At 71.9% G+C, this 14,661-nt stretch carries 14 protein-coding genes; 3 read left to right on the top strand and 11 right to left on the bottom strand.

The genetic code is table 11. From position 1 onward, the window contains the following. Nucleotides 1-101: 101 nt before the first annotated feature. From ACWC5O_RS41660 to ACWC5O_RS41650, 3 genes are all read right to left on the bottom strand, one after another. Nucleotides 102-2,669 (bottom strand): polynucleotide kinase-phosphatase, encoded by a 2,568-nt coding sequence (locus ACWC5O_RS41660; RefSeq protein ID WP_450591659.1) that lies wholly within the window; start codon nucleotides 2,667-2,669, stop codon nucleotides 102-104. Further along, nucleotides 2,666-4,144, bottom strand: coding sequence for a 3' terminal RNA ribose 2'-O-methyltransferase Hen1 (locus ACWC5O_RS41655; RefSeq protein WP_450591660.1), 1,479 nt, complete (start codon nucleotides 4,142-4,144; stop codon nucleotides 2,666-2,668). The genes ACWC5O_RS41660 and ACWC5O_RS41655 overlap by 4 nt, the downstream gene beginning before the upstream one ends. Nucleotides 4,145-4,230: 86 nt before the next feature. Beyond that, nucleotides 4,231-5,163, bottom strand: coding sequence for a hypothetical protein (locus ACWC5O_RS41650; protein WP_450591661.1), 933 nt, complete (start codon nucleotides 5,161-5,163; stop codon nucleotides 4,231-4,233). Nucleotides 5,164-5,350: 187 nt separating this feature from the next. On the opposite strand from ACWC5O_RS41650, the gene ACWC5O_RS41645 reads away from it, so the two are divergent. After that, nucleotides 5,351-6,280 (top strand): D-alanyl-D-alanine carboxypeptidase family protein, encoded by a 930-nt coding sequence (locus ACWC5O_RS41645; protein WP_450591662.1) that lies wholly within the window; start codon nucleotides 5,351-5,353, stop codon nucleotides 6,278-6,280. Between the two features lie 64 nt (nucleotides 6,281-6,344). Here ACWC5O_RS41645 and ACWC5O_RS41640 read toward each other — a convergent pair whose 3' ends face one another. The 3 genes from ACWC5O_RS41640 to ACWC5O_RS41630 form a co-directional block, all read right to left on the bottom strand. Continuing rightward, nucleotides 6,345-7,286, bottom strand: coding sequence for a CbrC family protein (locus ACWC5O_RS41640; RefSeq protein ID WP_450591664.1), 942 nt, complete (start codon nucleotides 7,284-7,286; stop codon nucleotides 6,345-6,347). Further along, on the bottom strand, nucleotides 7,283-7,780 hold the full coding sequence (locus ACWC5O_RS41635) for a hypothetical protein (RefSeq protein ID WP_450591665.1): 498 nt from the start codon (nucleotides 7,778-7,780) through the stop codon (nucleotides 7,283-7,285). Before ACWC5O_RS41635 ends, ACWC5O_RS41640 begins: the two co-directional genes overlap by 4 nt. A gap of 123 nt (nucleotides 7,781-7,903) precedes the next feature. Beyond that, entirely contained in the window at nucleotides 7,904-8,827 is a 924-nt protein-coding gene (locus ACWC5O_RS41630; protein ID WP_450591666.1) for an LLM class F420-dependent oxidoreductase, read from the bottom strand. A 213-nt stretch (nucleotides 8,828-9,040) separates the two neighbouring features. On the opposite strand from ACWC5O_RS41630, the gene ACWC5O_RS41625 reads away from it, so the two are divergent. Continuing rightward, a complete protein-coding gene (locus tag ACWC5O_RS41625; protein WP_450591667.1) occupies nucleotides 9,041-9,199 on the top strand; it encodes a hypothetical protein in 159 nt (52 codons plus the stop codon). Nucleotides 9,200-9,232: 33 nt separating this feature from the next. Here ACWC5O_RS41625 and ACWC5O_RS41620 read toward each other — a convergent pair whose 3' ends face one another. From ACWC5O_RS41620 to ACWC5O_RS41605, 4 genes are all read right to left on the bottom strand, one after another. Beyond that, a complete protein-coding gene (locus ACWC5O_RS41620) occupies nucleotides 9,233-9,718 on the bottom strand; it encodes a DUF6099 family protein (RefSeq protein ID WP_450591696.1) in 486 nt (161 codons plus the stop codon). A 202-nt stretch (nucleotides 9,719-9,920) separates the two neighbouring features. Then, complete coding sequence (locus ACWC5O_RS41615) at nucleotides 9,921-10,265, bottom strand: nucleotide pyrophosphohydrolase (RefSeq protein WP_450591669.1); 345 nt, start codon at nucleotides 10,263-10,265, stop codon at nucleotides 9,921-9,923. Next, nucleotides 10,262-11,533, bottom strand: coding sequence for an ATP-binding protein (locus ACWC5O_RS41610; protein WP_450591670.1), 1,272 nt, complete (start codon nucleotides 11,531-11,533; stop codon nucleotides 10,262-10,264). Before ACWC5O_RS41610 ends, ACWC5O_RS41615 begins: the two co-directional genes overlap by 4 nt. 239 nt (nucleotides 11,534-11,772) lie before the next feature. Then, the gene (locus ACWC5O_RS41605; RefSeq protein WP_450591672.1) at nucleotides 11,773-12,162 is read right to left on the bottom strand and encodes a cell division protein SepF; all 390 of its coding nucleotides are present in this window, start codon (nucleotides 12,160-12,162) and stop codon (nucleotides 11,773-11,775) included. A 225-nt stretch (nucleotides 12,163-12,387) separates the two neighbouring features. Here ACWC5O_RS41605 and ACWC5O_RS41600 point away from each other — a divergent pair, with 225 nt between their 5' ends. Then, complete coding sequence (locus tag ACWC5O_RS41600; RefSeq protein ID WP_450591673.1) at nucleotides 12,388-14,160, top strand: hypothetical protein; 1,773 nt, start codon at nucleotides 12,388-12,390, stop codon at nucleotides 14,158-14,160. Here the strand turns inward: ACWC5O_RS41600 and ACWC5O_RS41595 are convergent. Beyond that, entirely contained in the window at nucleotides 14,141-14,656 is a 516-nt protein-coding gene (locus ACWC5O_RS41595; protein ID WP_450591674.1) for a YceI family protein, read from the bottom strand. The two genes, ACWC5O_RS41600 and ACWC5O_RS41595, sit on opposite strands and share 20 nt — an antisense overlap. Nucleotides 14,657-14,661 lie beyond the last annotated feature (5 nt).

The following is a 14,661-nucleotide window of genomic DNA, read 5'->3' as shown; positions in this document are numbered from 1 at the left end:
CGGAAGCCCTCGTACTGGACGTACTTGGGCTTTCGGCCGGTGCGGCGAGAGTGCGTGCCGGGCGTCGCGACGGGGCGAACGTTGCCTGCCGGGGCACTAGCTCACAGGCGCGGGTCGACCGGCTCGGACTCCAGGGCCAGCACCCCGAACACCGCCTCGTGCACCCGCCACAGCGGCTCCCCGTCCGCGAGCCGGTCCAGGGCCTCCAGGCCCAGGGCGTACTCGCGGATCGCCAGCGACCGCTTGTGGTTCAGGAACCGCTGCCGCAGCTTGGCGAGGTTGTCCGGCCGGGTGTACTCGGGACCGTAGATGATCCGCAGGTACTCGCGGCCCCGGCACTTGATGCCGGGCTGGACCAGCCGGCCCTCCGGACTGCGCACCACCGCCCCGACCGGCTTGACGACCATGCCCTCGCCGCCCCGGCCGGTCATCTCCAGCCACCAGTCGACGCCGGCGCGGACCGACTCGGGGTCGCCCGTGTCGACGTACAGCCGCCGGGTGGTCTGCAGCAGTCCGGTGCCGTCGTGCTCCACCATCCGGTCGATCAGGGCCAGTTGCTCGTCGTGCGGCAGCGCGGCCAGGCTGCGCCCGCGGACGGCCAGGATCTGGAAGGGGGCCAGGCGGACCCCGTCCAGGCCGTCGGTCGTCCAGCAGTAGCGGCGGTAGGCGTCGGTGAACGCGGCCGCGTCCGCGGCGCGGTCACGCTGCCGGTCCAGCAGCCCGCCCACGTCGGTGCCACGGGCGGCGGCGGCCTCCAATGCGGCGAGCGCACCGGGGAACACCGCGCCGGACGCGGCGCCGACGGCCGCGTACTGCGAGCGCAGCAGACCGGACGCCTTCAGGGACCAGGGCATCAGCTCGGCGTCCAACAGCAGCCAGTCCGTGTCGAGTTCGTCCCACAGCCCGGCGTCCCCGACCGCCGAGCGCAGCCGGCCGAGGATCTCCTCGGTCACCTGCTCGTCGTCGAAGAACGGCCGCCCGGTACGGGTGTACAGGGACCCGGTGGGGCCGTCCACACCGAACCGCTCCCGTGCCGCGTCCGCGTCCCGGCACACCAGGGCCACCGCCCGCGAGCCCATGTGCTTCTCCTCGCACACGACCCGCGCGACCCCGTCCGCCGCGTACTGCGCGAAGGCCTCCACCGGGTGCTCCAGGAAGTGTCCATCAGCGGCTCCGCCGCGGGCCTCCTCCTGTGAGGTCGCCGTCGGTGCCATGGTCGGCGGCAGATACGGCAGCAGGCGCGGGTCGACCGCGAAGCGGCTCATGACCTCCAGGGCCGCGGCCGCGTTCTCCTCGCGGATCGCGACCCGGCCCGCGTGCCGGGTCTCCACGGCCCTGCGGCCGTGCACGTCCGCCAGGTCCAGCGGCCGGCCGTCGTGCCCGCCGGGCGCCTCGCTGCGCAGCGGCTTCGTCGGCTCGTACCAGACCCGCTCCGCCGGTACGTCCACCAGCTCGCGCTCCGGCCAGCGCAGCGCGGTCAGCTTGCCGCCGAAGACGGCGCCGGTGTCCAGGCAGATGGTGTTGTTCAGCCAGGTGGCCTCCGGGACCGGGGTGTGCCCGTAGACGACGGCCGCGCGGCCCCGGTAGTCCTCCGCCCACGGGTAGCGCACGGGCAACCCGAACTCGTCGGTCTCGCCGGTGGTGTCGCCGTACAGGGCGTGCGAGCGCACCCGGCCGGAGGTGCGGCCGTGGTACTTCTCGGGCAGACCGGCGTGGCAGACGACCAGCTTGCCGCCGTCGAGCACGTAGTGGCTGACCAGCCCCTCCAGGAAGCGGCGCACCTCCGCCCTGAACTCCTCGCTCTCGCCCTCCATCTGCGCGATGGTCTCGGCGAGCCCGTGGGTGTGCTGGACCTTGCGGCCCTTGAGGTAACGGCCGTACTTGTTCTCGTGGTTGCCGGGCACGCACAGCGCGTTCCCGGACCCGACCATCGACATCACCCGGCGCAGCACGCCGGGGCTGTCCGGGCCGCGGTCGACCAGGTCGCCGACGAAGACGGCGGTACGGCCGTCCGGGTGCACGCCGTCGATGTAGCCCAACCTGGCCAGCAGCGTCTCCAGTTCCAAGGCGCAGCCGTGGATGTCGCCGACGATGTCGAAGGGGCCGGTGAGGTGGGTCAGGTCGTTGAAGCGCTTCTCGGTGACGACGGTGGCACTGTCGACCTCCTCCACTCCGCGCAGGACGTGCACCTTGCGGAAGCCCTCGCGCTCCAGGTGCCTGAGGGAGCGGCGGAGTTCGCGGATGTGCCGCTGGATGACCCGGCGGGGCATGTCGGCGCGGTCGGTGCGGGCCGCGTTGCGCTCCGCGCACACCTCCTCGGGCACGTCCAGCACGATGGCGATGGGCAGCACGTCGTACTTCTTGGCCAGCTCGATGAGCTGGCGCCGGCCGTCCTGCTGCACGCTGGTGGCGTCGACGACGGTACGACGGCCGGCGGCCAGCCGCTTGCCGGCGATGTAGTGCAGGACGTCGAAGGCGTCCCTGCTCGCGCTCTGGTCGTTCTCGTCGTCGGCGACGAGACCGCGGCAGAAGTCGGAGGAGATCACCTCGGTGGGCTTGAAGTGCCGGCGGACGAAGGTGGACTTGCCCGAGCCGGAGGCGCCGACGAGGACGACGAGGGAGAGGTCGGTGACGGGGAGGACCCGTCCCTTGTTCTGCGTCTCGGTCATGCTGCCTTCGCCTCCTTCGGAGTGTCGCCCAGGATCTCGTCGCGGTGGAACACGGCCATCTGGGTGGGCGGCCCCACCTCGGGGTCGTCCGGCCCGACGGGCTGGAAACCGACCTCGTAGCCGTGGCGTTCGGCCACGGCCGCCGCCCAGGTGCGGAACTCCTCGCGGGTCCACTCGAAGCGGTGGTCGCCGTGCCGGACGTGTCCGGCGGGCAGGGTCTCCCAGCGGACGTTGTACTCGACGTTCGGGGTGGTCACGAGGACCGTGCGCGGGCGCGCGTGTCCGAACACCGCGTACTCCAGGGCGGGCAGCCGGGGCAGGTCGAGGTGCTCGACGACCTCGCTGAGCACGGCCGCGTCGTAGCCCTTGAGCCGGTTGTCGGTGTAGGCGAGCGAACCCTGGAAGAGCTTGACGCGGGCCGCCTGCCGCTCCCCCATCCGGTCGAGCTTGAGCCGCCGCGAGGCGATGGTGAGGGCCCGCACCGACACGTCGACGCCGACGACCTCGCTGAACCGCGCGTCCTTGAGCAGGTCCTGCACCAACTGGCCCTGCCCGCAACCCAGGTCGAGAACCCGGGCGGCGCCGGACGCGTGCAGGGCGGCGAGGATCGCCTCCCGCCGCTGCACGGCGAGCGGGGTCGGCTTCTCCTCGGCCTCCGACTCCTCCTCCACGGCGTTGTCGATCGACTCGACCTCGCTGTCGTCGGCCTCGGCCAGGCGCACCAGCTCCAGCCGCTCCATCGCCTGCCGGGTCAGCGACCAGCGACGGGACAGGTACCGGCTGGTGATCAGCTTCTGCTCCGGGTGCGTGGGCAGCCACCCCTCGCCGGCCCGCAGCAGCTTGTCGACCTCGTCGGAGGAGACCCAGTAGTGCTTGGCGTCGTCGAGGACGGGCAGCAGCACGTACAGGTGACGCAGTGCCTCGGCGAGGGTGAGCTTCTCCGACTCCAGGACGAGGCGGACGTAGCGCGAATCGCCCCACTCCGGGAACTCGGTGTCGAGGGCGACGGACTCGGCGGTCACCGCCCAGCCGAGCGGTTCGAAGAGCAGTCGTACGAGGTCGGGGCCGCCCCGGGCGGGCAGCGCGGGCACCTCGATGCGCAGCGGCAGGGGCTCGGCGGCCCGCTTTGGGCGCGCGTTGCACACGCCCCGCAGGGCGCTCGAGAACACGCCGCTGAGCGCGACCGCGAGCAGCGAGGAGGCCGCGTAGGGGCGGTCGTTGACGTACTGCGCGAGTGCCGCGTCGGGTGCTCCGCCACGGCCCTTGCCCTTGCCCCGCCGGACCAGCGCGACCGTGTCGACCTCGAGCAGGAGTGCGGCCGTGCAGCGCTCGGCGTCCGCCTCCGGGTAGAAGACGTGCGCGGTGCCGTAGGAGGTCGAGAACTTCTGCGCCTTGTCGGGGTGCTTGTGCAGCAGGAACCCGAGGTCGGTGGCGGGGAGGGCGGCGGTGCCGCTCGTGGATATCGTCAGGAACACGTGTCCGAGTCTTCCGCGTTCGGCGCACTCTGACCATCGGTTTTAGAGCGACGCCCGGCCCGCCGGTGCCGCCGGCGGGCGCCGCCCTACGCCTTCTCGATGATCGTCCGGGCGTTCCCGACAGCCCGCTCGTTCGCCGCGCGCATGGCGTCCAGGTCCTTCTGGCGCTCGCCGATGACCTTCTTCTGGGCGCGGGCCTCGATGGCGTGGACGGTGTCGATGTAGTCGGTGTCGAGCTTGCACCGGGCGTCCGCGGACGCCGTCTTCTTCTCCTTGCCCGACGGCTTCTCGGTCCGGTACCAGGCGGTGTCGAGCGATGCCTCGTCCGGGTCGGCGTAGTGGTAGCCCTTCTCCTTCATGCAGGCCGCCCACACGCGGTCGGCCTTCTTCCAGGCCGGGTCCTTGCGCGCCGTCTTGTGGGACTCGTACCAAAGTTCGAGGGGCAGTGAGTAGTAGCCGGTGAGCTTCGTGCCGCCCACCTTCGTCGCTCTGGGCGCAGGGCCGTAGATCCGCCGCGTCGCCTGTCCCAGACACCCGCCCTCGGGGATGAGGTTCCCGTGGGCCCGGTGGCTGTCGCCGGAGTCGAACGTGCCGGTGAGGGCTACGTACTGGTCGGACGGCCACTCCTGGGGCTGGGAGGACTGCTCCCGGTCCTGATCGCGGTTGTGGTAGCCGTGCTCGGCAGCCAGGTCGGGGTCGTCGACCCCGTAGGGGCTGTCGTCACCGGTCGTACTGCGGCTCGCGAGCGTTCCCTGCCGGACCGGGTACGTCGACTCGACGTCCTTGGTCGCGAGCACCGCGAAACCGGAGAAGCCGAGCCGGATCATGCACTTCTTCGCGAGAATCCACTGCGCCTTGCCGATGGCCCGTCCCCCGTCCGACGACGGGTCCGGTATGTAGGCGTGCAGCGGGAACGACTCCATGGAGTTGAGGCGGTGGGCGTCGCCGGCGGGGTCGTCCTGGCCGGCGAACTGACAGGCCGACAGGGCCAGCAGGCCGGTGGCTGCGAGAGGGAGCACTTTACGCACCCGGTCATCCGATCAGGCCTGGATCACGCGCGCCGTGACGGAGCCCACAGTTCCGGCACAGCGAGTCCACACGGTGACCACATCGTGTCGCTTCCTGTGATCTTCGCCATGGCTCTCCGGGCCACGGCCTGGTGAAGTGAGTGATCGTCAACTGACCACTGACAGAACGGGGATGGCAATGACCATCGACACGGGCGTACCCATGCGCAGACGAGCCGCGATCGCGGCGACGGCCGCCGTCGTGCTCTCCACGGGGGTTCTCGCGGCCGCTCCCGCCCAGGCCGCTCCGTCGGCGCCGCCGGCGCCTTCCGTGTCGGCTCAGGGTGCGTACGCGATGAACGCGGCCACCGGCAAGGCGCTGTTCGGAAAGGCGGCGGACACCGAACTGCGGACCGGCTCCACGACGAAGATCATGACGGCGCTCGTGGTGCTGTCGCAGCGGAACGTGGACCTCGGCCGCAAGGTGAAGATCAAGAAGGAGTACACGGACTACGTCATCGACCCGAAGACCGGCGCCCAGCGGTACTCCAGCGCCAAGCTGGTCCTGGGCGACTCGATGAGCGTGGGGGACCTGCTGTACGGGCTCATGCTGCCGTCCGGCTGCGACGCGGCGTACGCGCTCGCGGACACCTACGGGTCCGGGTCGACGACGGCCCAGCGGACGACGTCGTTCATCGCGAAGATGAACAGCAAGGCGCGCGAACTGGGCCTGACGCACACCCACTTCGACTCCTTCGACGGGGTGTCCAACGGCAAGAACCACGCATCCCCCCGCGATCTGACCAAGCTGGCCGGGGTCGCGTTGAAGAACAAGACGTTCAAGAAGGTCGTCGGCACCAAGGTGTACGACGACATGAAGTCCTACCGGCCCGGTGGCGGAACGCACGCGATGGCACCGTGGAAGAACACGAACACGCTGCTGGACACCTACCAGGGCGCGATCGGCGTGAAGACCGGTTCCGGTCCCGAGGCGAAGTTCTGCCTGGTCTTCGCGGCGACCCGCAACGGCAAGACGGTCGTGGGCGCGGTGCTCGCGGACACGTCGGTGGACGAGCGGCTCAACGACGCGAGGAAGATCCTCGACTACGGCTTCGCGCAGCGTGGCTGAGTGAAGGACGGCGGGGGCCGGGCGGGCAGCAGTCCGCCCGGCCCCCGTCGGCGCCTCGGCCCTCTCAGGTGAAGTCCGAGCAGGCGAGGTGGGTGCCGCAGACCCGGCAGCGGAACAGGTACGCGGTCGGCTGGTCGTCCGCGTCGAGCGCCGCGAGGTACGCGTCGACCCGCTCGACGGACCAGCCCCACTCAGCGCACTCCCGCCGCAGCACCTCCACGGCGTCCGGGACGTGCCGCAGCTCCTCGCCCCCGGCCGGCTTGAGGAACTCGGCGCCGTCCCCGCAGTGCGCCGGCCAGCGCGGGGACTGCCAGGACGGGATGCCCGGCGTGCGCTCCAGGATCTCCCGCGCCACCTCGCCCGGGACCTCGCCGTCGATGACGTCGTTGAAGGTGGCGCCGTAGCGTTCGGCGGCCTTGCCGAAGGCGACGCAGTACGGGCAGATGCCCGCGTCCGGCGCCTCGGCCCCGTACACCGGGCCCGTGTACACCCAGCCGCGCACCTGTCCGCAGCACACGCACGGCTCGTCCGACGGTGCCACCACCCCGACCCCCGAGTGGTAGGTGAACCGGGGCAGGATCGGCCGCCTCGGGGGCTCCGGCAAGGGACGGACGACCTGCTCGATCGCCCGGCCCGACCAGGTGGCGGACGGCACGACGATCGCGTGGGCGCGCAGGTCGCCGTCGGGCAGGTGCCGCCGGTCGTGCTCCCGCTGCAGGAGCACGGGACAGTCCAGCGGCATGACCACGGCGCCGGTGCGGCGGGCGAGTTCGGCCGTCCGGTCGAGGACGAGGCGGCCGGAGACATGGGTGAACGACAGGCAGGTGGCGTCGCCGTACACCTCCGCCTCGCCGCCGTCCGGGGTCCGCAGGTTCCACCACTCGGGCAGGCCCCGGTCGGGCAGGCCGCCCACGGTGGCCGGACCCAGCACCTCACGGATCACCGCCTCCTTCATCGGAACCGGCTGCCCGTCGCGGAACTTCAGCACGTGGAAGGGGTGGCTCATCGCTCTCCTCCCCCGGTGTTCGCCCGGGCCCGGCGTTCGGCGGCGTACCCGTTCGCCACGACCAGCGCGATCGACGCCAGGGCCAGCACCGCGACCACCGTGTTGATCCAGAAGTAGGCGGGGCTGCTCGGGTAGGTGCCGCCGTCGTCCAGGACGCAGTCGAAGCGCAGCGGCAGATAGGAGGCCGTCTGCCCGACGAGGTGGGCGGCCCGGTAGTCGTCGCGGCACTCGTGGGCCGGCGTGGAGTCCGCGCCGGACGAGGACTCGTGCACGGCGAGCCCGACCGCCCCGGCACCGAGCACATAGAGGATCACCGCGCCCCAACCCGCCATCCACGCGGACCAGCGCAGCAGATCCCGCCGCCAGTCCGGGCGCCGGCCGGGCGCCGCCACGGAGATGAGTTTGACGGCGACCACGATCACCCAGACCGGAACCGCGAGGACGGCGGGAATGCTCAGCAGGAAGAAGAAGGAGCCCAGCACGGATTCACGCATCGGACGAGGTCATCAGGGCGGCACGGATCCGGCTGTGGCGGAGGCCATAGTTCCGGTCACAGGGTCGTCACAGGTCGCACGGCCCCTCCGGCCTCGGGCCGAGAGGGGCTGGTACGGGGCGTGTTACGACAGCTGCGACTGGACCTGACCGGAGATCAGCTCCAGGTGGTCGAGGTCGGCCAGGTCGAGGACCTGGAGGTAGATCCGCCGGGAGCCGATCTCGGCGTACCGGCCGATCTTGTCGACCACCTCGGCGGGCGAGCCGGCCAGACCGTTGGCCTTCAGCTCGTCCACCTCGCGGCCGATCGCCGCGGCCCGCCGGGCGACCTCCTGGTCGTCCCTGCCGACGCACACCACGAGCGCGTTGGAGTACGTCAGGTCGTCCGCGCTGCGGCCCGCCTCCTCAGCGGCGGCGCGCACCCGGCCGAACTGCCGCTCGCTGTCCTCGACGGAGGCGAAGGGGATGTTGAACTCGTCCGCGTACCGGGCCGCGAGGCGCGGGGTGCGGGTCGCGCCGTGGCCGCCGATGAGGACCGGGATCTTCTCCTGGGCCGGCTTGGGCAGCGCGGGCGAGTCGGTGAGGTCGTAGTGCCGGCCGTGGAAGTCGAAGGTCGCGCCGGGCTTGGTCGCCCACAGCCCGGTGACGATCTCCAGCTGCTCCTCCAGGCGCGCGAACTTGTCCTTCGGGAACGGGATGCCGTACGCCCTGTGCTCCTCCTCGAACCAGCCCGCGCCCAGGCCGAGTTCCACCCGGCCACCGGACATCTGGTCGACCTGGGCCACCTGGATGGCGAGCACGCCGGGCAGCCGGAAGGTGGCGGCCGTCATCAGGGTGCCGAGGCGGATGCGCCTGGTCTCCCGGGCCAGGCCGGCCAGGGTGATCCAGGCGTCCGTGGGGCCGGGCAGGCCGTCCACGTTGCCCATCCGCACGTAGTGGTCACTGCGGAAAAACGCGTCGAATCCGAGGTCTTCGGTGGCCTTCGCCACGGTGAGCAAGGTGTCGTACGTCGCCCCCTGCTGGGGCTCGGTGAAGATTCGAAGGTCCATACATCCATCCTGCACGCCACCTGCCCCGTCAACCTCACTGGTACCGCCGGGCGCGGCCGTCCACGGTCGGGTGAAAATCATCCATTGTGCGCGCCGGGTGAGGCGTGGGCCAGTGACCGGCCCCGGCGGTGATCGTTGGCCCGTCGGAGCCGGACCGTCCGGCGCCCGCGCCGGACGGTCGCCGCCGTCGCGTGTCGGGCCGAGGAGGCCGTCATGTTCGAAGAGCCCATTCCCTCGCGGAGTGGCTCCGCCGGTCAGCCGAAGGGGCTGCTGGAGCAGATGGAGGAGCTGATGGCGGCGTTGAACGCGGATCTGTCAGCCCTGGACGCGGATCTGCAGCGGGCGTCGGCCGAAGAGGGCGAACTTGCCTGACGCGCCGCAAGGCTGGTCTGCGCAGCGTTCGTCTCACACGCCGGACGGGCTGTCCTTCGCCTCCTCCGGTAACACCTCCTCCCGCGCCGCCAGTTTGCGCAGCATCTCCACGACCCGGTCCCGGGACTCGTCCGCGGCGTCGATGGCCTCCATGCACTGCCAGTAGGTCGTCTCGTCGGCCGCGGAACTGGCCATGCCGACCAGGGCGATGCCGACCTCGCCGAGCAGCCCGCCGAGGAAGAGAAGGGTCTGCCGGGCGTCGTCCAACTCGGTGAGCTGGGCGGCACGCAGGTCGCCCGGGTCGAGTTCGGGAGGGTCCAGGACGCCGCAGCCCCGGCCCGCCAGCTCGGTCAGGCCCAGTGCCTCACCTCGCAGCTCGGGCGGGCCGGACACCGCGAGCCGACTGCCGATGGCCTGGGCCAGTGCCTGTGCCTGCCACACCTCGGCCATGATCTCGGGTATGTCGGCGCCTCCCGCCAGAGCACGCCTGCTCGTCACAATGAGCCGTACCGCATCCATGCGCTGCCCCCGTCCCACTTGTCGTGCGTCCTCGCACGTCCGCCTGAACTCCCTTGTCCACTACCCAGCGTGAAACCCCGTAGGGCGAAAAGCCAGAGGTGGTCCGAAATCTGTGGACAACAATTCGGCTTCGGCAGGAGATTCGACTCCGCAGAGTAATAACGGAGTCCTGCAGTCCGGGAGTATGGGCCGTGGGGCGATGTCAGGGGTTGTCATCCGTACCGCGGGCCGGAAAGCGCTGTTCGTTGCGATCGATCTTGGCCGACAGGGCGGTCAGCGGCTCGATGCCGAGCACTTCGCAGAGCTGGAGGAGATAGGCGAGGACGTCGGCGACCTCGTCCGTGACCCGGTGCGCGGTGTCGGGGTCGTCCATCACGCGGGCCGACTCCTCCGGGGTCAACCACTGGAAGATCTCGACCAGTTCGGAGGCCTCCACGCTGAGGGCGGCCACGAGGTTCTTGGGGGTGTGGTAGGGCTGCCAGTTGCGCGCGGCGGCGAACTCGGCGAGCCTGCGCTGGAGTCCGGCCAGGTCAGGGTGTTCCGTCACAGGTTCAGGTGTACCACTGTGACGCCCTCGGTCCCCGCGGCCCACGAGGCGTCGCTCACCGTACCCACGCAGCGGATGTGCCCGCGCTCGCCCATCCGTGCCGCCGTCCGCAGGAGTTCGCGGCGCTGGCCCGGGTCGAGGCCGCGGTCGAAGCCGTCGGCGAGCACGGTGAGGGTCCGCAGGGCGTCGGGCACCTCGCCCGGTGTGTCCATGTCCAGCACGCCGGGTCCGGTCAGCAGCACCAGCGCCAGCGCTACATAGCGCAGTTCGCCGTCGCCGAGCCGGGCCAGTTCGGTGCGGAAGCCGTCGCCGCGGTCGAGCAGCGCCCGGACCGTGCCGTCGGCGAGCGGCTCGGCGACCAGGTCGGTCACCGGCCCCGCGCAGCCCGCGCGGAGCGCATCGACCAGCGCGGAGTGCCGGCGGCCGCATTCGAACCGGGTGCGCCACAGGACGTCGGCGAGGTTGTCGCAGCCCCGCATGAGCCGTCCCGTGCCGGTCGGGACGGGGGTGCGCATGCACTCGGGGCGCGGGTCGCAGGCGAAGACGGAGCGCAGGGCGACGACCATCTGCTCGGCGGCGGCCAGCACATGCCGCTGCCCGTCCGTCTTGCCGGCCACCCGCAGCGGCAGCAGGGCGGTGCCGAGCCGGTCGTCGGGCAGCGGGGCCCGGGTCACCGGGGCGGAGCCCGCGGTGTGCCAGGCGGCCTGCACGGTCCGGCGGCCGGGGTCGCGCAGGGCGGTCTCCAGCAGGACCACGCCCCGCGCCGTCAGCCGCTCGCCCACGATCCGCAGCTCGGGCTCGGCCTGTACGGCGACGTCGAGCCGGACCGGACCCTCGGCACCGTCGGCCGTACACCCGATCCGGAACCCCCGCCGCCCCTCGGCGTCGGGCCGCGCCCGCTCCGGCACACAGGAGACCGGGTCCGGGAACACCTCGGCGAGCCGGACCCCTCCCCCGAGTCGCGCCAGCGCCTCGTACGCCCCGAGCGCGGTCGACTTCCCCGCACCACTGGGCCCGGCGAACAGGGTGACGGCCCCCAGCGGAAACGCGGCCCGCCGATGCCCGGCAAAGGCGGACAGCCGCAACTCGGTGATCCGGGCACGTACGTCGACGGCAGCGGGTTCCGGGGAAACAGGGTCCGCCGGGACGGACTCCGGGGACCGGGCAAGCTGCGCCGGCACGACAGGCTCGGTGAACGTCGAGAGGTCGGGGGCCGCGGAGGGCCCGGAGGACGCGGAGGACTCGGCGGACGCGGAAGGCACGGCCATATCCGGACGGTAGGACTCCACTGCCACGGCGAACCGTTTTGCCGACGGCACCTTCCTACGATCGGGGGACCGGCCGACTCGAAACCGGCCGGACGGCTCGCCACAGGAACGAGCACGTCTGCCGGAAGAACTCGTCCACCGGGAAAGCACGCCTACCGGCAGAACACGTCCACCGGCAGAACACGCCCGCCGACAGGACACGCCCACCGGCACAAGCCCCCGCCCGAAGCCCTCGCGCCTCAGCCCCCGGGCATCCCCGCCCCCTCCATCAACCCGCTGACCTCCGTACCGGGCGGGGTCAGGAGGAACACGTTGCGGTCGACCCGGTGCATGCCGCTGCCCAGGCCGAAGACGACGCCGGTGCTGAAGTCGAGGACGCGCTTGGCGACCTCGCCCTCCGCGTTGGAGAGGTCGAGCAGCACCGGCGCCCCGGCCATCAGCGTCTCGGCGACCTCGCGGGCGTCCGCGAAGACATTGACCCGCAGGACGACGAAACGGCGCCGCGTCTCGGTCTCCGCGTCCGGCAGTGAGCGGTGGTTCACCGCGGACGGCCAGGCGTCCCGGCCACGCAGCGGCACGACCTGGGCGAGCCCTTCCCACTGTTCATCGGTGACGTCGTAACGGCTCACCGGCTCCCCCCGACCTGACTCGCACTCCATGCCTGCACCAGCCAATTCTTACGCCAAGTCACCCGTTCGGCCCAACAACGACACGAAGCGCGACAGGTCCGCCGGCCACTTCCTCCGCCCAACACGAGGCACATGTACGAATACGCCCGTTTCTTACCTCCCTCACACCGGACTCTTCACCTGCGACGACGCCTCGCTCACCGGCTGCCACTAGCGTCCGGTGCCGTGCACTTGGCAGAAACACAGCAGGTGACACCCGCCCGGCGGACGCAGTCGGCGGTGTCCGCCGCCCCGGGGGTCCGCGCGGCGGCCCCGGAGGCTCCCGCGCAGTGGCACCGTGTCCTGACCCTGCTCGCGGACGTGAGCCTGTTCATCGGCACCCGCTCGGTCTGGAACCAGGCGGCCAGCCACCAGCTGGTCCTCGCGGCGGTCATCTCCGTCTGCTACGCCTCGATCCTGATCAGCGGTGTCCTCACCCTCACGGTCCGCCGGGCGCGCTCGCTGGCCCGGCTGGACCTGGTGGTGCTGCTGACCGCGATCACGCTCACCCTGTGCGCCTGGGCGCTGAACCACGCCGGCGGCGACGAGGCGGTCCTCACCACCCAGGCCGCGCGGGAAATGGTGGCCGGGCACCCGATCTACGGGCAGCCGTGGCCCTGGCTGTTCCACACCAAGGGCGTCGCGCTGACGGCGACGATAGACGGCGGTTACGACCTCACGTACGGCTATCCCCCGCTCACCCCGCTGCTGACCGCGCCCCTGCTGTGGCTGGGCCACGGCGGCGCTCCGGCGACGGTGATGGCGACGCTCGCGCTGATCGCGGCCGCGGTGGTGCTGTGGCGGATGCTGCCGGTGCCGTGGCGCTCGGCGGCGACGATGCTCTGTCTGGGCTTCAGTTTCCTGCCGACGTACGCCCGCCAGGGCTACCCGGCGATCGTCGCCCTGGCCCTGCTGGTGCCGGTGGTGGTGCGCTGGCCGAGGATCGGCGCCGGCGGACGGCTCGGCGCGGCGGGGATCGCGCGGGCCGTCTGCCTCGGGGCCGCGTGCGCCGCGCAGCAACTGCCCTGGTTCGTGACGCCGTTCCTGCTGGCCGGCATCTACGCCGTACGCCGGGGGGAACTGGGCGGCCGCGCGGCCCGGCTGATCGTGCTGCGGATCCTGGGGATCGCCGCGGTGACCTGGCTGCTCGTCAACACGTACTTCATCGCGCACGAGCCGGGCCCCTGGCTCGGCGGGATCGCCCTGCCGCTGACGCAGGGCGCGGTGCTGCACGGCCAGGGCCTGGTGGACATCTCCCTGTACTTCACGCACGGCAGCGACCGGCTCGACTGGTACGGCCACGCGAGCGCGCTGCTGGCCGCCGCCCTGCTGGCGCTGTTCGTGCTGTTCGTGCGGCGGCTGGGCCCGGCGGCGACCGTGCTGCCCTGGTGTGCCTTCTACCTGGCGACCCGCTCCCAGGACGGCTACTACCTGATGATGACCCCGCTGTGGCTCGCGGCGGCGATCACCGCGCCGCTGTCGGACTTCGCGCGGGCCTGGCAGCCGCGCCCCCGGTGGCTGACGGGTCCGCGCCGCCGCCCGGCACTGGTGGGCGCGGTGGTCCTGCTGGTGCTGCCCGCGCTGGTGAGCGCGACCCTGGCGGTGACGGGCCGGCCGCCGCTGCGGATGGCCATCGCGTCGGCGCGGCAGGCCACGGGCCAGTCGCCGGCCACGCTGACCCTGCGGGTGACCAACACCGGGAGCGACCCGCTCACCCCGCACTACATGCTGACGAACGGCCAGGGCATGAGCAGGTACTGGTCCCTGGTGCGCGGCCCGGCCACGATCCCGGCGCACGCGACGGCGACCGTCGAACTGCGGGCGCCGTCCGGCCGCTTCCCGCTGCCCGCCAGGAAGAGCGCCCACCTCCGGCTGCGCGCCTTCACGGCGAACCCGCAGACGCTCTCCACCCGGGACCTGCGGCCGGCCGAGCTGGGCCTCAGGCCGCGGCGCGGGTGAACTTGAGAGCGGCCGTCACGGTGGTCAGGCCGCGCATCATGCCGAGCTGGTTCCAGGTCACGCCGAACTGCTCGCGGTCCACGGTGAACTCGGTCTCCAGGGTGAGCGCCTCGGCCGTCGCCGAGGTCAGACGCGCGGTGAGGTTCAGCGGCCTGCTGACGCCCCGCACGCTCAGCTGACCGGTCACCCGGACGCTGTCGCCGTCCAGGCGGTCGGCACCGCGGACGGCGAAGGTGATCTCCGGGTGGTTGCCGGCGTCCAGGAGGTCGGCCGAGCGCAGGTGCTCGTCCCGTTTGGCGTTCCTGGTGTCCAGGGAGGCCACGTCCAGCGTCACGGTGCCGGTGGCCGAGCCGTCCGGCCGGACCTCGCCCCGGCCGGTGACGGCGGCGAAGGCGCCCTTGACGGTGACCAGGCCCCAGAAGGTCCTGTGCCGCAGGCCCACCGTGGACGCGGTCGGGTCGAGCTGCCAGGTGCCTGTTTCCACGGCGACGGTCATGGCCG

It is taken from the genome of Streptomyces sp. NPDC001450 (genome assembly GCF_053597295.1).
This window is presented reverse-complemented; position numbering and strand designations above follow the sequence as displayed.